This window comes from Geodermatophilus chilensis (genome assembly GCF_002802985.1).
GTDB lineage: Bacteria > Actinomycetota > Actinomycetes > Mycobacteriales > Geodermatophilaceae > Geodermatophilus > Geodermatophilus chilensis.
Window position 1 is genome coordinate 1 of the sequence record NZ_NVPT01000030.1, and the last position, 21,912, is coordinate 21,912.

Annotated in this window: 23 protein-coding genes and 1 tRNA gene; 12 read left to right on the forward strand and 12 right to left on the reverse strand. The window is 74.4% G+C overall.

Annotation, left to right across the window (positions count from 1 at the left end):
- Positions 1–119 precede the first annotated feature (119 nt).
- The 4 genes from CNO22_RS07210 to CNO22_RS07225 form a co-directional block, all read right to left on the reverse strand.
- Positions 120–1,271, reverse strand: a complete 1,152-nt coding sequence (locus CNO22_RS07210) for a hemolysin family protein (RefSeq protein ID WP_100498698.1) — start codon at positions 1,269–1,271, stop codon at positions 120–122.
- Between the two features lie 73 nt (positions 1,272–1,344).
- A complete protein-coding gene (locus tag CNO22_RS07215; RefSeq protein WP_100498699.1) occupies positions 1,345–2,697 on the reverse strand; it encodes a hemolysin family protein in 1,353 nt (450 codons plus the stop codon).
- 78 nt (positions 2,698–2,775) lie between these two features.
- A tRNA-Pro gene (locus CNO22_RS07220) sits at positions 2,776–2,849 on the reverse strand.
- Between the two features lie 69 nt (positions 2,850–2,918).
- Complete coding sequence (locus tag CNO22_RS07225) at positions 2,919–3,830, reverse strand: metallophosphoesterase (protein WP_100498700.1); 912 nt, start codon at positions 3,828–3,830, stop codon at positions 2,919–2,921.
- Positions 3,831–3,979: 149 nt separating this feature from the next.
- Between CNO22_RS07225 and CNO22_RS07230 the strand changes: the two genes are divergently transcribed.
- Positions 3,980–4,432, forward strand: a complete 453-nt coding sequence (locus CNO22_RS07230) for a GatB/YqeY domain-containing protein (protein ID WP_100498701.1) — start codon at positions 3,980–3,982, stop codon at positions 4,430–4,432.
- A 112-nt stretch (positions 4,433–4,544) separates the two neighbouring features.
- Here CNO22_RS07230 and CNO22_RS07235 read toward each other — a convergent pair whose 3' ends face one another.
- From CNO22_RS07235 to CNO22_RS07245, 3 genes are read right to left on the reverse strand one after another with little or no spacing between them, the layout of a single operon-like run.
- The gene (locus tag CNO22_RS07235; protein ID WP_100498702.1) at positions 4,545–6,698 is read right to left on the reverse strand and encodes a transglycosylase domain-containing protein; all 2,154 of its coding nucleotides are present in this window, start codon (positions 6,696–6,698) and stop codon (positions 4,545–4,547) included.
- A 43-nt stretch (positions 6,699–6,741) separates the two neighbouring features.
- Positions 6,742–7,974, reverse strand: coding sequence for an ArsA family ATPase (locus CNO22_RS07240; RefSeq protein WP_232806861.1), 1,233 nt, complete (start codon positions 7,972–7,974; stop codon positions 6,742–6,744).
- A complete protein-coding gene (locus tag CNO22_RS07245; RefSeq protein ID WP_100498748.1) occupies positions 7,971–8,963 on the reverse strand; it encodes an ArsA-related P-loop ATPase in 993 nt (330 codons plus the stop codon). Before CNO22_RS07245 ends, CNO22_RS07240 begins: the two co-directional genes overlap by 4 nt.
- Positions 8,964–9,079: 116 nt before the next feature.
- Here CNO22_RS07245 and CNO22_RS28180 point away from each other — a divergent pair, with 116 nt between their 5' ends.
- The 3 genes from CNO22_RS28180 to CNO22_RS07255 are packed head-to-tail and all read left to right on the forward strand — an operon-like array spanning position 9,080 to position 10,522.
- Complete coding sequence (locus CNO22_RS28180; RefSeq protein WP_198588161.1) at positions 9,080–9,253, forward strand: hypothetical protein; 174 nt, start codon at positions 9,080–9,082, stop codon at positions 9,251–9,253.
- A 7-nt stretch (positions 9,254–9,260) separates the two neighbouring features.
- The gene (locus CNO22_RS07250) at positions 9,261–9,734 is read left to right on the forward strand and encodes a RidA family protein (protein WP_100498704.1); all 474 of its coding nucleotides are present in this window, start codon (positions 9,261–9,263) and stop codon (positions 9,732–9,734) included.
- Positions 9,731–10,522 carry an NUDIX hydrolase gene (locus CNO22_RS07255; protein WP_100498705.1) on the forward strand — a complete coding sequence of 264 codons (792 nt, stop codon included), beginning with the start codon at positions 9,731–9,733 and terminating at the stop codon, positions 10,520–10,522. The genes CNO22_RS07250 and CNO22_RS07255 overlap by 4 nt, the downstream gene beginning before the upstream one ends.
- 166 nt (positions 10,523–10,688) lie before the next feature.
- Here CNO22_RS07255 and CNO22_RS07260 read toward each other — a convergent pair whose 3' ends face one another.
- Positions 10,689–11,363, reverse strand: a complete 675-nt coding sequence (locus tag CNO22_RS07260) for a Crp/Fnr family transcriptional regulator (protein WP_100498706.1) — start codon at positions 11,361–11,363, stop codon at positions 10,689–10,691.
- A gap of 262 nt (positions 11,364–11,625) precedes the next feature.
- Positions 11,626–11,868, reverse strand: a complete 243-nt coding sequence (locus tag CNO22_RS07265) for a hypothetical protein (RefSeq protein ID WP_100498708.1) — start codon at positions 11,866–11,868, stop codon at positions 11,626–11,628.
- A 153-nt stretch (positions 11,869–12,021) separates the two neighbouring features.
- Between CNO22_RS07265 and nth the strand changes: the two genes are divergently transcribed.
- The 5 genes from nth to CNO22_RS07290 are packed head-to-tail and all read left to right on the forward strand — an operon-like array spanning position 12,022 to position 15,794.
- On the forward strand, positions 12,022–12,807 hold the full coding sequence (nth, locus tag CNO22_RS07270) for an endonuclease III (protein WP_232806862.1): 786 nt from the start codon (positions 12,022–12,024) through the stop codon (positions 12,805–12,807).
- On the forward strand, positions 12,804–13,394 hold the full coding sequence (locus tag CNO22_RS07275; RefSeq protein ID WP_100498710.1) for a TlpA family protein disulfide reductase: 591 nt from the start codon (positions 12,804–12,806) through the stop codon (positions 13,392–13,394). The genes nth and CNO22_RS07275 overlap by 4 nt, the downstream gene beginning before the upstream one ends.
- Positions 13,391–14,155, forward strand: a complete 765-nt coding sequence (locus CNO22_RS07280) for an NUDIX hydrolase (protein ID WP_100498712.1) — start codon at positions 13,391–13,393, stop codon at positions 14,153–14,155. The genes CNO22_RS07275 and CNO22_RS07280 overlap by 4 nt, the downstream gene beginning before the upstream one ends.
- Positions 14,152–14,604: a cupredoxin domain-containing protein gene (locus CNO22_RS07285; protein ID WP_232806863.1), complete on the forward strand. Its 453-nt coding sequence runs from the start codon at positions 14,152–14,154 to the stop codon at positions 14,602–14,604. The genes CNO22_RS07280 and CNO22_RS07285 overlap by 4 nt, the downstream gene beginning before the upstream one ends.
- A gap of 8 nt (positions 14,605–14,612) precedes the next feature.
- Complete coding sequence (locus CNO22_RS07290; protein WP_100498713.1) at positions 14,613–15,794, forward strand: MarP family serine protease; 1,182 nt, start codon at positions 14,613–14,615, stop codon at positions 15,792–15,794.
- Between the two features lie 97 nt (positions 15,795–15,891).
- Here the strand turns inward: CNO22_RS07290 and CNO22_RS07295 are convergent, their stop codons facing one another.
- The 3 genes from CNO22_RS07295 to acs all read right to left on the reverse strand — a co-directional run bounded on the left by CNO22_RS07295 (position 15,892) and on the right by acs (position 19,528).
- Positions 15,892–16,815, reverse strand: a complete 924-nt coding sequence (locus CNO22_RS07295) for an alpha/beta fold hydrolase (RefSeq protein ID WP_100498715.1) — start codon at positions 16,813–16,815, stop codon at positions 15,892–15,894.
- Positions 16,816–16,840: 25 nt separating this feature from the next.
- Positions 16,841–17,350 (reverse strand): phage holin family protein, encoded by a 510-nt coding sequence (locus CNO22_RS07300; RefSeq protein ID WP_100498717.1) that lies wholly within the window; start codon positions 17,348–17,350, stop codon positions 16,841–16,843.
- A 228-nt stretch (positions 17,351–17,578) separates the two neighbouring features.
- Positions 17,579–19,528, reverse strand: a complete 1,950-nt coding sequence (gene acs / locus CNO22_RS07305; RefSeq protein ID WP_100498719.1) for an acetate--CoA ligase — start codon at positions 19,526–19,528, stop codon at positions 17,579–17,581.
- A 193-nt stretch (positions 19,529–19,721) separates the two neighbouring features.
- Between acs and CNO22_RS07310 the strand changes: the two genes are divergently transcribed.
- The 3 genes from CNO22_RS07310 (at position 19,722) to ygiD (ending at position 21,887) form a co-directional block, all read left to right on the forward strand.
- A complete protein-coding gene (locus CNO22_RS07310; protein WP_100498721.1) occupies positions 19,722–20,429 on the forward strand; it encodes a (2Fe-2S)-binding protein in 708 nt (235 codons plus the stop codon).
- Between the two features lie 266 nt (positions 20,430–20,695).
- The gene (locus CNO22_RS07315; protein WP_198588162.1) at positions 20,696–21,022 is read left to right on the forward strand and encodes a hypothetical protein; all 327 of its coding nucleotides are present in this window, start codon (positions 20,696–20,698) and stop codon (positions 21,020–21,022) included.
- Positions 21,023–21,077: 55 nt separating this feature from the next.
- Positions 21,078–21,887: a 4,5-DOPA-extradiol-dioxygenase gene (ygiD, locus tag CNO22_RS07320; RefSeq protein WP_100498751.1), complete on the forward strand. Its 810-nt coding sequence runs from the start codon at positions 21,078–21,080 to the stop codon at positions 21,885–21,887.
- Positions 21,888–21,912: the final 25 nt, after the last annotated feature.

The window sequence follows — 21,912 nt, forward strand, 5'->3', positions numbered from 1 at the left end:
TTAATATCGGAACGCTATATACATTGTACATGGTACTCATAGAGTGTTAACAGGTCGTGTACTACTATACATATTTTATTTTTGTTATTTATATATAAATTGACCGCAACAATAGGTATCTACACGGAAGGGGTCGTCGGCAGCGTCAGATGTGTATTAGAGACATGCGGATACCTCCCGCCGGCTCGAGGACCCGCCCCGGCGCCGCCCCGGGCCGGGTCCTCGAGCCGGCGGGAGGTCTCCGCGGCGGCGTCGCGGATGTCGCCGATCAGCCGCTCCAGCACGTCCTCCAGCGCGACCAGGCCGATCGTGCGCTCACCGTCGAGCACCCGCCCCAGGTGCGCGCCGGCGTCCCGCATCGCCGCCAGCACGTCCGGCAGTGCCGCGCCCGGCTGCAGCGGGGTGAACGGGATGACGCGCTCGTCGGCGATCGGCAGGTCGCGGGTCGCCGGGTCCACCCCGAGCACGTCCTTGACGTGCACGTAGCCGAGCAGTTCGCCGTCGCCGTCCCGGACCGGGTAGCGGCTGAACCCGTGCTCGGCGACGACCGCCTCCAGCTGCCGGGGCGTCGTCGAGCGCGGCACGGTGACCAGCCGGTCGAGGGGGAGGAGCACCGAGTCGAGCTCGTCCTGGTCGAAGGTGAGCGCCCCGGCGGCCAGCTCGCCGACCTCGCTGCCCAGCCGTCCCTCCCGCCGCGACTGGCTGATCATCGAGCGGATCTCGGCCTCGTCGAAGCTGGCCGCCACCTCGTCGGTGGGCTGCACACCGACCAGCCGGACCAGCCCGTTGGCCGCGGCGTTGAACAGCCGGATCACCGGCCCGAGCAGCCGGACGAACGCCGCCAGCGGCGGGCCGAGCAGCAGCGCGGCGCGGTCGGGCCCGGCGATGGTGATGTTCTTGGGCACCATCTCGCCGAGCACCATGTGCAGCACCGTCACCAGCGACAGCGCGATGACCAGCGCGATCGGGTGCAGCAGCCCCTCGGGGACGCCGAGCGCGGCCATCGGCACCTCGATCAGGTGCGCCACCGCGGGTTCGCCGACCGCGCCCAGGCCCAGCGAGCACAGCGTGATGCCCAGCTGGGCGCCGGCCATCATCGACGACACGTCGCGCATCGCCCGGATGGTCTTCCGGGCCCGCGTCGAGCCGGCGGCCGCCCGCGGCTCCAGCTGGTCGGGCCGCGCGGTGACCAGCGCGAACTCCGCGGCCACGAAGAAGGCGTTGCCCACCAGCAACGCCACCAGCAGGAGCAGGCTGAGGACGTCGCTCACGAGGCCTCCTCGCTGGCGCTCGTCGGCCGCGTTCGCGGCGCTGCTGTGCCCCTGGGTGAGCTCGCGAGCTCGCTCACGCCACGGCCTCCGTCTCCGCCTCGACGAGCCGGACGGCGGTCGCCCCCGACGCGTAGCCCTCGCGCATCCGCGCCCGCACGCGGGCCACCCGGCGTCCCTCCACGGTCTCCACGGTCAGCTCCCCGCCCTCGACGGGCACCGAGTCCCCGACCTCGGGCAGCCGCTGCAGCTGCTCGGCGAGGTAGCCGCCCAGCGTCTCGTAGCGGCCCTCCGGCACCGGGACGCCGGTGCGCTCCCGGACCTCGTCGGGGCGCAGCAGGCCCGACACCAGCCAGGTCTGGTCGTCGACGCGGCGCAGCAGCCGCAACGGGCGGTCGGTCTCGTCGGCGATCTCGCCGACGACCTCCTCCACGATGTCCTCCAGCGTCACGACGCCGTGCGTGGCGCCCCACTCGTCGACCACCAGGGCCATCTGCAGGCCCTCCTCGCGCAGCAGGTCCAGCAGCCGCTCGACCTGCAGCAGCGAGGGGACGGTGAGGATCGGCACGGCCAGTTCCTCGGCCGGGACGACGTTCCGCCGGTCCTCGGGGACGGCGACGGCGTGCTTGACGTGCACGAGCCCGGTGACCTCGTCGAGGCCGGCGCCGTAGAGCGGGAAGCGGGACGACCCCGAGGCGACGGCCGTGGCGAGGACGTCGGCGGCGGTGGCGTCGGAGCGCAGCGCCCACATCTGGGTGCGCGGGGTCATCACGTCGGCGGCGACCTTGTCGCGCAGCGCCAGGGAGCGCTCCAGCAGCCGGGCCGCCCGCGGCGAGAGGTCGCCCTCCTCGGCCGACCGGCGGGCCACCGCGGCCAGCTCGTCGGCACCGCGCGCGGACTCCAGCTCCTCCCGGGGCTCGAAGCCCAGCCGCCGGACGATCGCGTTGGCCAGGGCCTGCAGGGCGTGCACGACCACGCCGGTGACCCGGGTGAAGGCGCGCATCCCGGGGGCCACCGCGGCGGCGACGGGCAACGGGCGGGCGATGGCCAGGTTCTTCGGGCCGAGCTCGCCGAGCAGCATCTGCAGCGTGGTGGCCAGGGCCAGCGCCAGGCCGTAGGAGACGCCGGTGACCCAGCCGGAGGGCAGGCCGGCCGCCTCCAGCGGGCCGTGCAGCAGCTGGCCCAGCGCGGGCTCGGCGAGGTAGCCGACGACCAGGGTGGTGATCGTGATGCCCAGCTGGGCGGCGGAGAGCTGGGTGGACAGGGTGCGCAGGGCCGCGACGACGCCGCGGGCCCCGCGGTCCCCGGCCGCCGCGGCCTGCTCGGCCCGTCCGCGGTCGACCGTGGTGAGGGAGAACTCGGCGGCCACGAAAAAACCGGTCAGTGCCGTGAGCAGCACGGCGGCGAGGAGGAGCAACCACTCGGTCATCGGGGGCACGGTGCCCGGATGGGAGCCGCGCCAACCCCGGAACGACTCAGGGTCGCCTCGCGGCGGCCCTGAGCAGTGTCGGGGTGACAGGATTTGAACCTGCGACCTCGTCGTCCCGAACGACGCGCGCTACCAAGCTGCGCCACACCCCGAGGTACGTCGGGAAGTCTAGCCGACGCCCGGATCAGCCCTGACGGGCGGTCGCGGCCGACCGCCGCCGGTCAGCCCGGGCGGGCGGTGAGGGTGAGCAGCGTCGCCTCCGGCGGGCAGGCGAATCGGTACGGCGCATAGGGGCTGGTGCCCAGCCCCGCGGAGACGTGCAGCCAGGTGCCGTGCGGGTGGGCCGCCGACGGCTCCGCCCAGCGGTGCAGCCAGCGGACCCGGGCGCGGTCGATGCCGCAGTTGGTCACCAGCGCGCCGTAGAAGGGCACCCGCAGCTGCCCGCCGTGGGTGTGGCCGCACAGCAGCAGGTCGTACCCGTCGGCGGCGAAGCGGTCGAGCACCCGTGGCTCGGGGGAGTGGGCCAGCCCGATGCGCAGGTCCGCGGTCGGGTCGGCGGGGCCGGCGACGAGGTCGTAGCGGTCGAGCCGGAGATGCGAGTCGTCCACGCCGGCGAAGGCGATCCGCCGTCCGCCGACCGTGAGCTCGCCGGGGGCGTTGGTGAGGTCGATCCAGCCCCGGGCGGCGAGCGCGTCCCGCAGGTCCCGCCAGGGCAGCTCGTCGCCGTGCACCCGCTCGTGGTCGCGCTTGAAGTACTTGAGCGGGTTCTTCGGCCGGGGCGCGTAGTAGTCGTTGCTGGCCATCACGAACGCGCCGGGCAGGGCCAGCAGCGGCTCGAGCGCGCGCAGCGTCCCGGGCACCGCGTCGTGGCCGGCCAGGTTGTCCCCGGTGTCGACCACCAGGTCCGGCTGCAGCTCCGCCAGCGCGGCCACCCACTCCTGCTTGGACCGCTGGCCGGCGGTCATGTGCAGGTCGGACAGCTGCAGCACCCGCAGCGGCGCCGAACCGGGCGCCAGCACCGGGACGTCGAAGCGGCGCAGCGTCCAGCGGGTGCGCTCGTAGAGGGAGGCGTAGGCGATCCCCGCGGTCGCCGACCCGAGGACGGCGGCCGGGAGGGCTGTGGTCGCGCGCACAGCAGCCCAGACTACGGGCGCGCCGCCGGGAAGCGCCGTGCGAGGCTGGAGACGTGACCGAGCTTGCGAGGTCACCAGGGACTGCGAGGCCACCAGGGACACAGCGTTGTCGGCACGACACCGACGAGCGCAGCGAGGAGGATCTTGTCGTGTCCGACCTGAAGGAACAGCTGCGTGCCGACCTGACCACCGCGATGAAGTCCCGTGACGAGCTGCGCACCGCCACGCTGCGGATGGTGCTCGCCGCGGTCAGCGCGGAGGAGGTGGCCGGCAAGGAGGCCCGCGAGCTCAGCGACGACGAGGTCCAGGCGGTGCTGCGCCGCGAGGCCAAGAAGCGCCGCGAGGCCGCCGACGCCTTCGCCTCGGCCGGCCGCACCCAGCAGGCCGACCGGGAGCGGGCCGAGGGCGACGTGGTCGCCGCCTACCTTCCCGCGCAGCTGGAGGACGCCGACCTCGCCGCACTGGTCGCCGACGTCGTCACCCGCACCGGCGCCAGCGGCATGAAGGACATGGGCCGGGTCATGGGCACGGTGCAGAAGGAGGTCGCCGGCCGGGCCGAGGGCGGCCGGGTGGCCGCCGAGGTCCGCCGCCAGCTGGCCTGATCCGGCCCCCTCCAGGGCACCGCCGCGAGCCCGCGAGGGGTGGGCAGGACGGCGGCACCCTCCAGGGTCCCGCGCCGAGCCTGCGAGGCCTGGGGGGAAGGGTGGTCCTCTCTCAGCCGGCGGGCGCGGCGGCCGGCGGGGCCGTCGGGTCCACCGGAGCCACGGAGGGCTGTGCAGTCGGGTCGGCCGGCTCGGCGGGCGTGGCGGACGGCGTCGCCGCGGCGTCCGGCGCCGGCTGGGAGGCCGCGGCCGGCGCCGCGGAGGCAGGAGCCGGCTCCGGTGCGGTGAACGGCACCGCCGGCTGCCCGGCCAGGATCGGCGCCATCGCGTTGCGCCAGATCGTCGCCGGCGTGCCGCCCCCGAAGCCCCGGACCTGCTCGCGCTCCTTGGGGTTGTAGACCATCACGCTCGCCGTGTACTGCGGGGTGTAGCCGACGAACGCCACCGAGAGGTTGTCCTGGCTGGTCCCCGTCTTGCCGGCGACCCGGTGCCCGGGGACGGCGGCGTTGCGGCCGGTGCCGAACGGCGACTCGGTGTCCCCGACGAGCACCCGGTTGAGGGTCGTCGCGATCTCGGTCGGGACCGCGCCGGGCGTGCACGCGTCGCCCGCGACGACCGGCCGGCCGTCCTCGCCGGTGACCGGCTCGCCGTTGCGGTCGAGCACGGCGGTCACCGGCGTCGGGGCGCACCGTGTGCCGTTGGCCGCCAGCGTGGAGTAGGCGCTGGCCAGGGCCAGGGGGCTGGTCGACTCGGGACCGAAGGTGAACGACCCCCGGTTCTCGTCGATGATCTGCTGCGGCAGGCCGGGGTCGTTGAACTGGAACAGGCCCATCCGCTCGGCCATGCGCACCGGGCCCTCCACACTGCCCAGTTGGTCCTCCAGCGCCAGGAAGTACGTGTTGGACGAGCGCACCAGGGCCTCGGACATCGACAGCGTCCGCGGGTAGTTGTTGCCGACGTTCTCGACGTCGTAGCGCCCGGCGCCGTCCCGGAAGACGCGCGAGACGTAGGGCTCGCTCGCGGTGATGACGTGCGAGATCGGGAAGCCCTCCTCGAGCGCGGCGGCCGCGGTGAAGACCTTGTAGGTGGAGCCGGCGCCCTGCCCGGGGACGACGTTGAGGTTGACCGACTCGCACTCGGGGCCGTCGCACCCGAAGCGGCGGTTGGCGCTCATGGCCAGCACGTGCCCGGTGCCCGGCTCGACGGCGGTGAACGTGCCCGCCAGCGAGTCGCCCATCGCGAGCGAGTCCAGGACCGCCTGGTCGCCGGAGCGCTGCAGGTCCGGCCGCAGCGTCGTCTGGATCGTCAGGCCGCCGTTGTCGATGAACTCCTGGCTCAGGCCGAGCGTGCCCCGGAGGTAGTCGGCCACGTAGGCGCAGAAGAAGCCGCCGATGGTGGCGTCGATGCAGCCGTTGGGCGGGGTGGCGCCCGGCGCGACCTGCACCGGCTGCGCGGAGACCTCGGCGAACTGGGCCTGGTCGATCATCCCGAGGTCCAGCATCCGCTGCAGCACCTGGTTGCGGCGGTTGAACGCATTCTCCGGGTTGGTGACCGGGTCGTCGTTCGAGGGGCTCTGCACCAGGCCGGCCAGCATGGCCGCCTGCGGCAGGGTCAGGTCGGCGGCGTCGACGCTGAAGTAGCGCTGCGCGGCGGCCTGCACGCCGTAGGCGCCCTGCCCGAAGTACACGAGGTTGAGGTAGCGGGTGAGGATCTCGTCCTTGGAGTACTCCTCCTCCAGGGCGAGGGCCAGCCGCGCCTCCCGCAGCTTGCGGCCCAGGCTCTCCTCGGTGGCCGCCTGCCGCTCCTCGGGGGTGTCGGCGGTCTGCGCGAGGGTCTGCTTGACCAGCTGCTGGGTCAGCGTCGAGCCGCCCTCCTGCACCGAGCCGGCCGCCACGTTGGTCGCCAGGGCGCGCAGCGTGCCCTGCACGTCGAGGCCGTTGTGCTCCTCGAAGCGGGAGTCCTCGATCGCGACCAGCGCCTGCTTCATGACCGGGGCGATCCGGTCGGAGGCCACCGGCAGTCGGTTGTTCCGGTAGAACATCGTGATCAGCGACCCGTCGGCCGCCAGCACGCGGGTGTTGCCCGCCGGCGCCTCGTCGGTCAGCTCGACCGGCAGGGCGCCGAGCAGCGAGGCGGAGTTGCGCGCGGCGAGGCCGGTGCCGCCGACGAACGGCAGCAGCATGCCGGCGACCAGGGCGCCGGCGAGGACGATCGTCGCAGCGAGCTTGGCCAGGACCCGGGTGCGATCGGGGGCGTCGGCAGACATCGGGCGCCAATGTACGTGGCGACGGGCTGCCGGACGCCCTCGCTCAGCGACGGCGCGCGGGCAGGATCCGTCGCCGCGGCACGCCCGTCGGCGTGTCGCCGTCCGGGCCGGTCAGTGCGTCGGCCATGTCGCGCAGCCCGTCGAGGTCGTGCACGTCGCCGGCGGCGGCCGGCACGGTGCGGACGGCGACCTCGGGGTGGGCGCTGGTGAACCGGTCGGCCAGGTGCTGCTCGCGGGCCGCCTGCGTCATCCGCTCGGCGTGCACCCGCAGCGCCCCGGCGGCGAGCTCGGCGTCCTCGCCGCCGGCCTCGAGGACCTCCTCGGCGGCCCCCTCGGCGCGCGTGGCCGACAGCGCCGTCGTCGTGGGCGGGTGGGTGCGGTTGAGCACCAGCCCGGCCAGCGGCATCTGCTCGGCCGACAGCCGGTCGACGAAGTAGGACGCCTCGCGCAGCGCGTCGGGCTCGGGCGTCGCGACGACGAGGAACCAGGTGCCCGGCCGGCGCAACAGCTCGTAGGTGGCCGTCGCCCGCTCGCGGAAGCCGCCGAACATGGTGTCCAGCGCGGCGACGAAGGAGGAGATGTCGCGCAGCAGCTGCCCGCCGAGGATCTTGGAGATGATCCGGCTGAAGAACATGAAGCTGGCGCTGGCGATCTTGAAGCCGGTGCGGCTGGGGGCGGTGAGCAGCCGGATCATCGTGCCGTCGAGGAAGCGGCTCATCCGGTTGGGGGCGTCGAGGAAGTCCAGCGCCGACCGCGACGGCGGGGTGTCGACGATGATGAGGTCCCAGTGGTCGCCGGCGCGCAGCTGGCCCAGCTTCTCCATCGCCATGTACTCCTGTGTCCCGGCGAAGGACGAGGACAGCGCCTGGTAGAAGGGGTTCTCGAAGATCTGCTGCGCCCGCTCGGGGGTGGAGTGCGCCACGACGATGTCGTCGAACGTGCGCTTCATGTCCAGCATCATCGCGTGCAGCTCGCCCGGGGCCCCCGGGACGTCGACCCGCCGCGGTTCGTTGTCCAGCTCCATCAGACCCAGCGACTGGGCCAGCCGGCGCGCCGGGTCGATGGTGAGGACGACGACGGTGCGGCCGGCCTGCGCCGCGGCCAGTCCCAGCGCCGCCGACGTCGTCGTCTTGCCCACACCGCCGGCGCCGCAGCACACCACGATCCGGGTGTCGGGGTCGGTGACCAGCTCGGCGAACTCGAGCGGCAGGGCCTCCGGCGTGGGCGGTGCCGGCGGGCGCGGGTGCCGGCGGGTGCGCTGAGTCGTCTGCGTCATGCCGCCACCTCGGTCCGCAGGTGCTCCTCCAGCCGGCCGGCGAGCTGGAACAGCGCACCGAGGTCGATGGGGCCGGGCAGCAGCGGCAGCTCGACGGTCGGGCGGCCGAGCGCCTCGACCTCGTCGCGCAGCTCGTCCTGGGCGGCCCAGCGCCGGGCGTGCTCGGTCGCCTCGGCGGCGAGCGCGTCGGCCAGCCCCGGGACGTCCTGCAGCCCCGCCGCGGTCAGCGCCGGCGCCAGGTCGGCGCCGATGAGCCCGGCCTCGGAGGCGCGGGCGAGCGCCGGCTCGGGCAGCGCTGGCTCGGCGGCCATGTTGACCACGACCGAGCCGACGGGCAGCCCGACCGCGCTGAGCTCGGCGATGGCGTCCGCGGTCTCCTGCACCGGCATGTCCTCGAGCAGCGTCACCAGGTGCACCGCCGTCTGCGGCGACTTCAGCACGGCCATCACGCCGTCGCTCTGGGTCTTGATCGGCCCGGAGCGGGTCAGGCCGGCCATCTCGCCGGTGACGTTGAGGAAGCGGGTGATCCGGCCGGTCGGCGGGGCGTCGACCACGACGGCGTCGTAGACCGGGCGGCCGTCGTGGCGGCGGGTCACCGCCTCCTTGACCTTGCCGGTGAGCAGCACGTCGCGCAGGCCCGGGGCGATCGTCGTGGCGAAGTCGACGGCGCCGACCCGGCGCAGCGCCCGGCCCGCGCGGCGCAGGTTGTAGAACATCTCGAGGTACTCGAGGAGGGCCTCCTCGACGTCGATCGCCAGCGCCCTGACCTCGCCGCCGCCGCGGGCGAGGGCGACCCGCCGCTCCTCGTAGGGCAGCGGCGGGGTGTCGAACAGCTGGGCGATGCCCTGGCGGCCCTCGGTCTCGACGAGCAGCACCTGGCGGCCGTCGGCGGCCAGGGCCAGCGCGAGGGCCGCGGCGACCGTGGTCTTCCCGGTCCCGCCCTTCCCGGTGACGACGTGGCAGCGCACGGACGAGGGGACCGGACTCACGGACACGAGCCTAGAAGGACCCCCTGCCCCCCGCCGCTCGCAGGCTCGCGGCGGGACCCTGCAGGGGGCCGGCGGCGCCCGGGACGAGGCCGAGGGGCTGCGCTAGCGTCGCGCCCATGAGCGAACCGGCCCGCGTGAAGTGGGAGTACGCCACCATCCCGCTGCTGATCCACAACACCAAGGCGATCCTCGACTCCTGGGGCGTCGACGGGTGGGAGCTGGTCACCGTGCTGCCCGGCCCCGGCGGGGCCGACCAGCCCGTGGCCTACCTCAAGCGCCCCGTCGGCTGACCCGGCCATGACCAGCCCGCAGACCCACAGCTGGCACGCCCGGCTGGCCGAGCTCGGCATCCGGTTGCCCGCGGTCGCCGCACCGGTCGCCGCCTACGTCCCGGCGGTGCGCAGCGGCCAGCTGGTCTTCACCTCCGGTCAGCTGCCCTTCGTCGACGGCGGGCTGCGCCGCACCGGCAAGGTCGGCGGCTCGGTCGACCCCGAGGACGCCGCGCACGACGCCAAGCTGTGCGCCCTCAACGCCTTGGCCGCCATCGACGAGCTCGTGGGGCTGGACGAGGTGTCCCGCGTCGTCCGGGTGGTCGGCTACGTGGCCAGCGCGGAGGGTTTCACCGGCCAGCCGCGGGTGGTCAACGGCGCCAGCGAGCTGCTCGGCCGGGTCTTCGGCGAGGCCGGCCGGCACGCGCGCAGCGCCATCGGCGTGGCCGAGCTCCCGCTGGGCGCCCCCGTCGAGGTCGAGCTCACCGTCGAGCTGAGGTGAGCGCCACCCCCAAGCAGGCGGCGACGGTGCTGCTGCTGCGCGACGGCACCCCCGGTCTGGAGGTCTACCTGCTCCGGCGCACCCGCGGCATGCCCTTCGCCGGCGGGATGACCGCCTACCCGGGTGGCGGCGTCGACCCGCGGGACGGCGACGTGGAGACCGCGTGGGCCGGGCCGCCGCCCGCCGAGTGGGCGCACGCCTTCGGCTGCGACGAGCGGACCGCGCGCGAGCTGGTCTGCGCGGCGGTCCGCGAGACGTTCGAGGAGGCCGGCGTCCTGCTCGCGGGCGCCGACGGCGGCGACGTGGTGCCGGACGTGTCGGGGGAGGACTGGGAGGCCCAGCGCCAGGCCCTGCTGGCCCGGGAGCTGTCGCTGGCCGAGCTGCTCGCCGACCGCGGGCTGGCGCTGCGCTCGGATCTGCTGCGGCCCTTCGCGCACTGGATCACCCCGCCGGTCGAGCCGCGGCGCTACGACACGAAGTTCTTCGCCGCGGCGCTGCCGGTCGGCCAGGAGGCCCGGCACGTCACCGGTGAGGCCGACGAGGTCACCTGGCTGACGCCGTCGGCGGCGCTGGCCGAGATGTCCGCCGGCGCGCGGCCCATGCTGCCGCCGACGATCCACACGCTCGGGCAGCTCGAGCCCTTCGCCGACGTGGCCGCGGCGCTCGCCGGGTCGCCGCCGGAGCCGCTGCACCCCATCTGCCCGCAGTTCGACGACGAGCCCGACGGTCGCTGGGCCGTGCTCCCCGACGGCACCCGCATCAGGCTCGTGGTGCCCCTCCCGTCCTGATCGTTCGGAGTGGGCCCGGGAGGGGTCCGCGCCGGAACGATGCAGCGGCTCGATGCGACAGGGGTACGGCTCCTGGGCGCGGTGTCGGCCGGTAGGCCGACGGTGTCATCGAACGTCAGGGGCCCAGAACCTGAGCGGTTCTGGGCCCCTGACGTTCAGTGCAGTGTCATCGCGCGCGGCGGCGCAGACGCTCCTCGTCGAGGACGACGACCGACTTGCCCTGCAGCTGGATCCAGCCGCGGTGCACGAAGTCGGCCAGCGCCTTGTTCACGGTCTCGCGGGAGGCGCCGACCAGCTGGGCCAGCTCCTCCTGGGTCAGGTCGTGCTTGACGCGCAGGCCCTCGCCCTCGCGGCTGCCGAACCGGTCGGCCATCTGCAGCAGCGCCTTGGCGACCCGGCCGGGGACGTCGGTGAAGATCAGGTCCGCCACCGAGTCGTTGGTGCGGCGCAGTCGGCGGGCCAGCACGTGCAGCAGCCGCTCGCCGACCTCGGGGTGCGCCTCGATCCACGGGCGCAGCACCGACTGCGGCATGCGGGCCAGCTTGACGTCGGTGACCGCGGTGGCGGTCGCGGTGCGGGGGCCGGGGTCGAAGACCGACAGCTCACCGAACTGGTCGGAGGGACCCATCACGGCCAGCACGTTCTCGCGGCCGTCCGGCGACCGGCGGGAGAGCTTGATCTTGCCCGAGATGACGATGTAGAGGCTGTCGCCCGGCTCGCCCTCGTTGAAGACCACGCGGCCGCGGGGGAGCGCCACGGTCTCCAGGCGGCTCGCGACCGGGTCCACCGCCTCCTCCGGCAGCCTCTGGAAGAGCCCCGACTGGGCCAGCACCTCGTCCACTACGCGTCCTCTCGCACACACACCTGGGAGGGCCGGCGCGCGGCCGGGCCCTGTCGAGCGCCACGTCCTCGCGGCGCCGTCCGGAGTGGAGTCTAGGGGGCTGTGCGGGTCGTCACCCGATCGGTGCGACGTGCCGCCACCCCGGGGGGTGAGGCCGGCCCCCCTGCAGGGTCCCGCCGCGAGCCTGGTGACGTACTGGAACGGCCGCCCTTCAGGGTCCCGCGCCGAGCTTGCGAGGCGTGGGGGGAAGGGTGGTCCTCTTTCACACGACGGGCGGCTCGGCCCCGCGGCGCACGCGGGACGCCCGACGACGCCGCCAGCGGGCCATGGCGCGGCGGATGCCGGAGTTGGCCAGCGTGTCGACCTCGCCGGCGCTCGCGGTGGAGAGGAACTCGGCCACCTCACGGGGACCGGCCGGCCGACGCAGCGGTTCCTCGACGCGTTCCATCACCAGCAGGAAGGCGATGACCAGCGGCGGGAACAGGATGACGCTGAGGGCGACCACCGGCTCCTCCTCTCTCCTCGTCGGGGACGCGGACCGGACGGCCCGCCCGCGCGAGCACTCCTGTGTACCCCGGGGCGTCGCGCGGGAAGCCCGGCGACGGCGGTCGCGATGATGGCACGGGCCCTGTCAGCCGGTCCGCCTACCCTCGACCGCGTGTCCTCGCCCGCCTACGCCCGGTCCGTCCCGCCGCGCGCCCGCCGTGCCGCTGCCCGGGGCGGCTCCCCGTTCGACCCGCAGGAGACGCCGCTGGCGCGCACCCGTCGGGCGCGGCGGATGGCCCGTGAGCTGGCGCTGATCCACCCCGACGCCCACTGCGAGCTGGACTTCACCAACGCCTTCGAGCTTCTGGTCGCCACGGTGCTCTCGGCGCAGACGACCGACAAGACGGTCAACCGGGTCACCCCGACGCTGTTCGCGAAGTACCCCGACGCCCGGGCCCTCGCCGGGGCCGACCGCGCGGAGCTCGAGGAGATCCTCAAGCCCACCGGCTTCTTCCGCGCCAAGGCCAACTCGGTCCTCGGCCTGGCGCAGGCGCTGCTCGAGCGCTTCGACGGCGAGGTACCCGGCCGGATGGCGGACCTGGTCACCCTGCCCGGCGTGGGCCGCAAGACCGCCAACGTCGTCCTGGGCAACGCCTTCGACGTCCCCGGCCTGACCGTCGACACGCACTTCGGCCGGCTGGTCCGGCGGTTCGGGTGGACGGCGGAGGAGGACCCGGTCAAGGTCGAGTCAGCGGTCGCCGAGCTGCTGCCCAAACGCGAGTGGACCATGTTCAGCCACCGGGTGATCTTCCACGGCCGGCGGGTCTGCCACGCCAAGAAGGCGGCCTGCGGCGCGTGCGGCCTCGCCCGGTGGTGCCCGTCGTACGGCATCGGCCCGACCGACCCGGAGGTCGCCACGAAGCTGGTCAAGACCCCGGCCGCCTCCGACACCGAATGAGCACCCGTACCAGGACGGCGGCCGGCCTGCTGGCGCTCGGGTTCGCGCTCGTCGGGTGCACCTCGGGCGCCACGGACGAGCCGGGCGGCACGGCGGCGTCCCCGGCGCCCGACCCGCTGGCGACCCTGGCGCCGTGCCCGGAGCAGCCCGACCGCGCGGCGGTGGGCGACCAGACGCTGCCGGCCCTCGCCCTGCCCTGCCCGGGCGGCGGCTCGCTGGACCTGGGCCGCGCTCCCGGCGTCCCCACCGTGGTGAACCTGTGGGCCAGCTGGTGCGGTCCCTGCCGTGAGGAGCTGCCGCTGGTGCAGCAGCTGGCCGACGTCGCCGGCGACCGGCTGTCGGTGGTCGGCGTGATCAGCAGGGACGGCGCCCCGCAGGCGGGGTCCTTCGCCGCGGACGCCGGGGCGACCTTCCCCAGCGCCTTCGACGGGGAGGGGGAGCTGATGGCCGAGCTGGGCCTGGGCGCGCTGCCCTACACCTACCTCCTCGACGCCGACGGCGGGATCGCGCACGTCCAGGTGGGCCCGGTCGCCGACCTCGCCGAGCTGGAGGGCCTGGTGGCCGAGCACCTCGGGGTGACGCTGTGACCGACGCGCCCGCTGCCGACGCCGCGCTGCCGGAGTACCTGCGCCGGCTGCTCGCGGCGGGCGACGACCTGCCGCTGCGCCACCGGATGCCCCGGCCGACGGCGACCGCCCGGCGCTCGGCGGTGCTCATCCTCTTCGGCGAGGGCCCGCGCGGCGCCGACGTCCTGCTGATCGAGAAGTCCGCGCACCTGCGCACCCACGCCGGCCAGCCGGCCTTCCCGGGCGGTGGCGCCGACCCCGGCGACGACTACCCGGTGGGCACCGCGCTGCGCGAGGCCGAGGAGGAGGCCGGCATCGACCCGGACGGCGTGCGCGTGCTCGCCACGCTGCCGGAGCTGTTCCTCGGCCCGTCGGACAACCTCGTCGTCCCGGTCGTGGCCTGGTGGGACGACCCGCGCGACGTCACCGTGGGCGACCCGCGCGAGGTGGCCCGGGTGGCGCGGGTGCCGCTGGCCGACCTCGCCGACCCGCCCAACCGCTTCCGCATCCGTCACCCGTCGGGCTACGTCGGCCCGGCGTTCGGTGTCGCCGGGATGGTCGTCTGGGGCTTCACCGGCGGCCTGCTCGACGCGATCCTCGAGGCCGCGGGGCTGGCCCGGCCGTGGGACACGAGCGACGTGCGGCCGCTGCCGGCGCTCGGCGCCCGCCGCCCGCAGCTGCCCGGCACCCTCGACCCGGTGGAGGACGAGGACGCCGCCGCGCCGACGGTGGCCGACCCCGCACCCGACGGCCCCGCGACGCGTACGGTTCCCCCGCGATGAACGGGCTGGGGTTGCCGCGACGTGGCCGGGCGCTGCTCGCCGGGGGAGTGCTGGTCGCCGCCGTCCTCACCGGCTGCGGCGGGGGGACGGCCGGGCAGGAGGCGGCGCCGTCGCCCGATCCGGCGCTGGGCACGGTGACGACCGCCCCCGACGGCGTCCAGGAGGTCACCCTGCAGACGCAGGACGACTACGTCTTCTCCCCGAGCACCTTCACCGTCGCGCCGGGTGCGGTGCGACTGACCGTGGTGAACGTGGCCGAGCAGCTGACCCACAACTTCCGCTTCACCCCGGGCGACGGCCCGGCGCCGGTCGAGCCGGAGATCCCGCTGCTGACGCCGGGGGAGAGCCGCACCATCGAGTTCACCGTGACCGCGCCCGGTGACTACGGCTTCGAGTGCAGCTTCCACACCCAGCTGGAGCAGTTCGGCACCATGACGGTCAGCGGCTGAGCACCGCCATGTCGATCGTCGACCTCGTCCTCATCGGTCTGGCCCTGGTCTTCACCTTCTCCGGCTTCCGGCAGGGCGTCATCGTCTCGGCCACCTCGTTCTTCGGCTTCTTCGGCGGCGCGGTCCTCGGCGCGCAGCTGTCCCGGCCGGTGGCCGACCGGCTCGACGGGACGGCGACCACGCGGGTGTTCGCAGCGCTGGTCGTGGTCCTCGCCGCGGCGCTGCTGGGACAGGTGCTCGCCGGCGCGCTCGGCAGGGCGGTGCGCCGCCGCGTGACGTGGCAACCGGCCGAGATCGTCGACTCGGTGGCCGGGGCGGTGCTCTCGGCGGTCGCGGTGCTGCTGGTCGCCTGGATGGTGGCCACCCCGCTGGCCAACGCGCCGTTCCCCCAGGTGTCCAGTCAGGTGAAGCAGTCGGCGCTGGTGCAGGCGGTCGACCGCACCGTCCCGGCCGGCGTGCGAGGGGTCTACGACTCGCTGCGGGAGGCGATCGACCGCAACGGGCTGCCCGACGTCCTCGACCCGCTGACCCCCACGCAGGTGCCGGACGTCGCGGCGCCGGACCAGGCGCTGCTGGACAGCCCGGTGGTGCGGTCCGTGTCGGGCTCGGTGGTGCAGATCACCGGGGTCGCGTCGTCGTGCTCCCGGCAGATCGACGGTTCCGGCTTCGTCTACGCGCGGGAACGCGTGATGACCAACGCGCACGTGCTCGCCGGGGTCACCGACCCGGTCGTGACCGCGGAGGGCGAGGAGTACGACGCCGTCCCGGTGTACGTCGACGAGGAGACCGACGTCGCGGTGCTCGCCGTCCCCGGGCTGCCGCAGATCCCGCTGTCCTTCGAGCCGGAGCCGGCCGAGTCGGGCGACAGCGCGATCATCATGGGCTACCCCGGGGGCGGTGGGCTGTTCGTCGGGCCGGCGCGGGTGCGCGACCGCACCGACATCAGCGGTCCGGACTTCCGCAACGAGCAGACGGTGGTCCGCGAGGTCTACGCGCTCTACGGCGAGGTGCGCGCGGGCAACTCCGGCGGCCCGCTGTTCGACCCGGAGGGCCAGGTACTCGGCGTCGTCTTCGCCTCGGCCATCGACGACCCGCTCACCGGTTACGCGCTCACGTACGAGGAGGTCGAGGACGCCGCGGTGACCGGCCAGGCCTCGTCCGCCCCGGTCGCCACCGGTGCCTGCGAGTAAGAGGACCCAGTCCTCCCCACCCCTCGTAGAAGGACCCCGTCCTCCTCACCGCTCGCACGCTCGCGGCGAGCCTCCGGACGGGGCCAGGCAGGCCGGGTCAGCCGGCCCAGTTGACCAGCGCGGCGTTGACCTCCTCGGGCACCTCCTCGTGCGGGAAGTGCCCGACGCCGGGCAGCTCCCGCCACTCGTAGGACCCGGCGACGTAGCGGCCCGACCCACGGGCCGACGACGGCAGCACGCAGGGGTCGAGGACGCCGTGCAGCTGCAGGGTCGGCGCGGTGACCGGCGCGGCCATCCGGCGGGCGTAGCGCAGCCCGTCGGGGCGCAGCTGGGAGCGGCCGGCCCAGCGGAAGTACTCCATCGAGCCGTAGGCGGCCTGGGGGATGCGGGCAGCGGAGCGGTAGCGGGACACCGCCTCGGCGAACCCGGCGGTGGCGGTCCAGTCCGGGCCGGCCCAGCGGCGCATGAGCTCGGCCACCGGGTCGTCGTCGGCGCGGGTGAGCCGGCGCTCGGGCAGCCGCGGCAGCTGGAAGCCCAGGATGTGCCGCAGCGCCCGCCGCTGCGCGCCGTCCTTCAGCGCTGCCCGCAGCTGCCGCGGGTGCGCCATGGAGAGCACGGCCAGCCGGCGGACGCTGCGCGGGTGCAGCGCGGCCATCGTCCAGGCCACCAGCCCGCCCCAGTCGTGGCCGACGACGGCGGCGTCCCGCTCACCCAGCGCGCGGACCAGCGCGGCGACGTCGGCGGCGGCGGTCGGCAGGTCGTAGCCGCGCGGGGGCTTGTCGCTGCCCCCGTAGCCGCGCAGGTCGGGTGCGACGGCGCGGAAGCCGGCCGCGGCCAGCGCGGGCAGCTGCGACCGCCAGGCCCACCAGAACTCGGGGAAGCCGTGCAGCAGCAGCACCAGGGGGCCCTCGCCGGCCTCGGCGACGTGCAGCCGGACGCCGTTGGCCGACAGGTCGCGGTGGGTCCAGGGGCCGGGTAGCAGGACGCTGGTGGCGTCCGGCCGCGGCTCGGCGGTGCTCACCGGGACGGGCGCGAAGGGCGCCCGCTCAGACGGTGTAGTCGTCGCGTCCCGACAGCTGGACCCGGCCGTTGCTGACCGTGGGCACCTCGCGGCGGCGCTGGCCGGGGGCCTCGCGGTGCATGACCTCGGGCAGGTCGCGCAGCGTCTCCAGGGTGCGCTCGGGCTTCTCGATCTTCTTGAGCGAGCTGCGGCCCACCAGCGCGGCGATGCCGGCCAGCACGACCAGCAGCAGCCACACGAGCAGGTAGGAGATCCAGCGGATCAGCCCGAGCCAGGTGAGGAACTCGGCGATCGTGACGAACAGGAAGATCCCGGAGAAGAAGAGCAGGGCAGCCGCGGCACCGAAGGCCCCGGCGCCGACGCCGGCCTTCTTCGCCGACTTGCCGACCTCGGCCTTGGCCAGCTCGATCTCGCTGCGGATCAGCGTCGAGACGTCGGCCATGGCGCTCTGCACCAGGGAGCCGACGGAGGGCTCCTCCACGCGGGTGGTGGTGCTGCGTGCCCCGGTCGGGCTCGACGGTGCGCTGTGGGCCACGAGGGCACCTCCTGGGGACGACGAACGGCTGTCGGGCCGCCCGGACGAGCGGACCCACCTGGAGGAATCGTGCCTCATGATCACCGAGCGCGCGCCCCGGTGCCCTCCTCACGGCAGCAGTGGCCGGGAGGAGTGGGGCCCGGAGGGTCCCCGACGAGCGGCCGAGTGGGCTCCGCATCGTCGGGGACGGCTCCTGGCCGCGGTGTCGGCCGGAGGCCGACGATGTGCCTAGTCCTCCGACGAGCTGGCCGGCAGCTTGTCCTTGATCAGGTTCATCACCGAGGAGTCGGTGAGCGTGGTGACGTCACCCAGCTCCCGGTTCTCGGCGATGTCCCGCAGCAGCCGGCGCATGATCTTGCCCGAGCGGGTCTTGGGCAGCTCCTGCACGACCATGATCTGGCGCGGCTTGGCGATCGGGCCGATGTCCTTGGCCACGTGGGTGCGCAGCCTCTGCACCAACTCGTCACCCGAGTCCTCGGCGTTGCCCCGCAGGATCACGAAGGCGACGATGCCCTGACCGGTGGTCGGGTCGCTGGCGCCGACGACCGCGGCCTCGGCCACCGCCGGGTGGGCGACGAGGGAGGACTCCACCTCGGTGGTGGAGATGCGGTGGCCGGACACGTTCATGACGTCGTCCACCCGGCCGAGCAGCCAGATGTCGCCGTCGGCGTCCTTCTTGGCACCGTCCCCGGCGAAGTAGACCTCCTTGCCGAACCGCGACCAGTAGGTGTCGACGTAGCGGTCGTCGTCGCCCCAGATGGTCCGCAGCATCGACGGCCAGGGCTCGGTGAGCACCAGCAGACCGGTGGTGTCGTCGCCGAGCTCGTTGCCCTCGTCGTCGACGACCTTGGCCGAGATGCCGGGGAAGGGCGTCTGCGCCGAGCCCGGCTTGAGGCTCGTCACGCCGGGCAGCGGGTTGATCATGTGCGCGCCGGTCTCGGTCTGCCACCAGGTGTCCACGATCGGGCAGCGGCCGCCGCCGATGTTCTTGTGGTACCAGAGCCACGCCTCGGGGTTGATCGGCTCACCGACCGAGCCGAGGACCCGCAGGCTCGAGAGGTCGAACTTGGCCGGGATGTCCTCGCCCCACTTCATGAAGGTCCGGATCACCGTGGGCGCGGTGTAGAGGATCGTGACCTTGTACTTCTCGATGAGCTCGAACCAGCGGCCGCGGTGCGGGGTCTCCGGCGTCCCCTCGTACATGATCGAGGTGGCCCGGTTGGCCAGCGGCCCGTAGACGATGTAGCTGTGGCCGGTGACCCAGCCGATGTCCGCCGAGGTCCAGAAGACGTCGGTGTCCGGCTTGAGGTCGAAGGTCGCCCAGTGCGAGTAGGCGACCTGGGTGAGGTAGCCGCCGGAGGTGTGCAGGATGCCCTTCGGCGAGGCCGTCGTCCCCGACGTGTACATGATGTAGAGCGGGTGCTCGGCGTCGAACGCCTCGGGCATGTGCTCGGTCGACTGCCGGTCGACGACGTCGTGCCACCACAGGTCGCGGCCCTCGGTCCACTCGACGTCCTGCTCGGTCCGCCGCACGACCAGCACGTTGCGGACGCCCTCGGTGCGCGCGACCGCCTCGTCCACGGCCGGCTTGAGCGCGCTGGGTGCGCCGCGCCGGTAGCCGCCGTCGGAGGTGACCACCAGGACGGCGCCGGAGTCGGTGATCCGGCTGGCCAGCGCGTCGGAGGAGAACCCGCCGAAGACCACCATGTGAACGGCGCCGATGCGGGCGCAGGCCAGCATCGCGACGACCGCCTCGGGGATCATCGGCATGTAGATGGCGACCCGGTCGCCGGCCTGCACGCCGAGTTCCAGCAGGGCGTTCGCGGCCTTGCAGACGTCGTCCTTGAGCTGGGCGTAGGTGATCGTGCGGGTGTCGCCCGGCTCGCCCTCCCAGTGGTAGGCGACCTGCTCGCCGTGGCCGGACTCGACGTGCCGGTCCACGCAGTTGTAGGCGATGTTGAGCTTCCCCCCGACGAACCACTTGGCGAAGGGCGGGTTGGTCCAGTCCAGGACCTCGTCCCACCGCTGCGTCCAGCTCAGCCGCTCGGCCTGCTCGGCCCAGAAGCCCAGCCGGTCCTGCGCGGCCCGCTCGTAGACGTCGGGACCCACGTTGGCCTGGGCGGCCAGCTGCTCCGGCGCCGGGAACCGGCGGCCCTCCAGCTCGGTCGACTCGCTCATGCGACTTCCTCCTGATCCCCGGCGTCGTCGTCGACGCCTGTTCCTCCGTCGGTCGCCCCGCGGTCCGGCTCCGGCGCGACGCAGCGTGCGCTCAGCCACACCGTATTGCCCACGACGCTCCGCGTCTGCCCGAGGCGACGTCGGCGCAGCGGGGTGCTGCCCGGACTCGCGGGCGGACGGCGAGACTGGGCAGGTGACGGCAGGGGTGCAGGCGGCGGTGGCCGCACGGATTTCCGGGGCGGCGGCGCTCGGGCTGCTCGCACCGCCGTCGGCGACCGCCGTCCCGGCCACGCTTTTCGCCGACGAGGCCTGGACCGCCGACCGGCTGGCTGCGCTCGGGGCGCGGTACGCCTCCGACGATCGGCGGGTGCTGGCCACGGTGTGGTGGTACTCGGCGTCCTCGGTGCTGCTCACCCCGGCGCTGGCCGGGCTGGCCACCGGGCTGCCGCTGTCGGCGCGGCTGGCCGACACCTCGGTCGCCCTGCTCAATGGGGGGACGCCGATCGCCGCCACGTCGTCCGCCGCGGGCGGGGACACCGCCGCGGAGCTGCGGGAGAGCCTGCCCGCGGTGGTCGACGCCGTCGCCGCGGCCGGCCGCATGCGGGCGCGACCGCTGTGGGCGATCGCCACCGACTCGCTGGCCAACCGGCTGCTCGCCCTGGGCCGGGCGCTGGGCGACGAGCGACGGGTCACCGCGCTGGCCGCGCCGCTGGCGGCCGCCGTCGGGCCCTCGCTGCCGACGCCGCGCTACGTCGACGTCACCGGCGTGCGGTTCACCCGGCGGGTGTCGTGCTGCCTGCTCTACCGCCTGCCGCCCGAGCCGCTGTGCACGTCCTGCCCGCGCCGGCCCGCCGCCGAGCGGCAGGTGCTGCTCGAGGACACCGCCGCACGGATGCGCTGAGGAAGGACCCCGTCCTCCTCACCCCTCGCGAGCTCGGGGCGAGCCTCGGGACGGGGCCTCGCCCTGGGCGCCGGTACACGGGAGTGCAGCCGGGCCCACCAGGGCGGGTCGCGCCCGTCGCCGAACACCTGCCGGGTCAGCGTGACGGGGTCGTAGCCGGACCGGCTCGAGGAGCCCGTGGCCGGACCACCCCGCGGCCAGGACGCCGGTGAGGGCCTGGCTCCAGGAGGCTGGACCCGGACGCCCGGCACGGGGCAGGCTGCGGCATGGCCGTGGACGGGGACGACCGGTGCGCCGAGCTGGTGGTGGTCCCCGACGTCGTCGGCCTGGAGGTGGGCCGGGCGCACCGGGTCGCCCAGGCGGCGGGCGTGGCGCTCGCGCCGCCCGACCCCGATGGTCCACCGCTCGGCGCGCTGACCTGGCCCGGCGAGTACGTCGTCACGGCGCAGACGCCGGTCGGGGGCTCGGTGGTCCACCGGTGGGACAGCGTGGTGGTCCGCTTCGTCGCCGCCGGCGGGACCGCCGGCGGCGACGAGCCCCGGCGTCCGCCGCCGCACGCCCCGCCCGCGGCCGCGCCGCTCGACGCGGGGTGACGGTCCTCGTCTCGCACGTCGGCCGGGCGCGGGAGAGGATCGCCCCGTGGGGCTGATGCCGGCTGCGTTCCTCGGCCACGGCAACCCGATGAACGCGCTCGAGGACAACCGCTACACGCGGGCCTGGCACGCGTTCGGGCAGGCGGTGCCGCGGCCGCGGGCGGTCCTCGTCGTCTCGGCGCACTGGTACGTGCACGCCACCGCGGTGACGGCGATGCCGCGGCCGCGCATCATCCACGACTTCTTCGGCTTCCCGCGCCCGCTCTACGAGGTCCGCTACGACGCACCCGGGCTGCCCTCGCTGTACGAGGAGGTCGCCGACCTCGTGCACCCGACCTGGGTCGGCGCCGACCTCGACAGCTGGGGCGTCGACCACGGTGCCTGGTCGGTGCTGCGGCACGCCTTCCCGGACGCCGACGTGCCGGTGGTGCAGCTGTCGGTCAACGCGCTGGAGCCGGCCGAGCACCACCTGCGCCTGGGGGCCGCGCTCGCCCCGCTGCGGGAGGACGGCGTGCTGGTGATCGGCAGCGGCAACGTCGTCCACAACCTGGGCGCGGTCAGCCGCGCGATGCCCGACGCGGGCTTCGACTGGGCGCGGCGCTTCGACGACGCGGTCCGCGAGGTGCTGCTCGAGCGGCCGACCGAGGTGGCCGCCCTGGACGGGCACCCGGACGCCCGCCTCGCCGTCCGCACGCCCGACCACTTCCTGCCGCTGCTCTACGTCGCCGGCATCGCCGGGGCGACCGGCACGACCGCCGAGCCGCTGGTCGACGGGTTCACCGACGGTTCGCTGTCGATGGCGTCCTACACGGTGGGCATGGCGCCGCTCCCGGACGACGACGGCGCCACCGCACCCCGGCCGTAGCGGGGGACGCGACGCGTCGCAGTGT

Coding starts and splice junctions, on each gene's coding strand:
- CNO22_RS07215 (WP_100498699.1), bottom strand. CDS start 2,697: ATGACCGAGTGGTTGCTCCTCCTCGCCGCCGTGCTGCTCACGGCACTG.
- CNO22_RS07235 (WP_100498702.1), bottom strand. CDS start 6,698: ATGTCTGCCGACGCCCCCGATCGCACCCGGGTCCTGGCCAAGCTCGCT.
- CNO22_RS07240 (WP_232806861.1), bottom strand. CDS start 7,974: ATGACGCAGACGACTCAGCGCACCCGCCGGCACCCGCGCCCGCCGGCA.
- CNO22_RS28180 (WP_198588161.1), top strand. CDS start 9,080: ATGAGCGAACCGGCCCGCGTGAAGTGGGAGTACGCCACCATCCCGCTG.
- CNO22_RS07250 (WP_100498704.1), top strand. CDS start 9,261: ATGACCAGCCCGCAGACCCACAGCTGGCACGCCCGGCTGGCCGAGCTC.
- CNO22_RS07275 (WP_100498710.1), top strand. CDS start 12,804: ATGAGCACCCGTACCAGGACGGCGGCCGGCCTGCTGGCGCTCGGGTTC.
- CNO22_RS07285 (WP_232806863.1), top strand. CDS start 14,152: ATGAACGGGCTGGGGTTGCCGCGACGTGGCCGGGCGCTGCTCGCCGGG.
- CNO22_RS07290 (WP_100498713.1), top strand. CDS start 14,613: ATGTCGATCGTCGACCTCGTCCTCATCGGTCTGGCCCTGGTCTTCACC.
- acs (WP_100498719.1), bottom strand. CDS start 19,528: ATGAGCGAGTCGACCGAGCTGGAGGGCCGCCGGTTCCCGGCGCCGGAG.
- CNO22_RS07315 (WP_198588162.1), top strand. CDS start 20,696: ATGGCCGTGGACGGGGACGACCGGTGCGCCGAGCTGGTGGTGGTCCCC.
- ygiD (WP_100498751.1), top strand. CDS start 21,078: ATGCCGGCTGCGTTCCTCGGCCACGGCAACCCGATGAACGCGCTCGAG.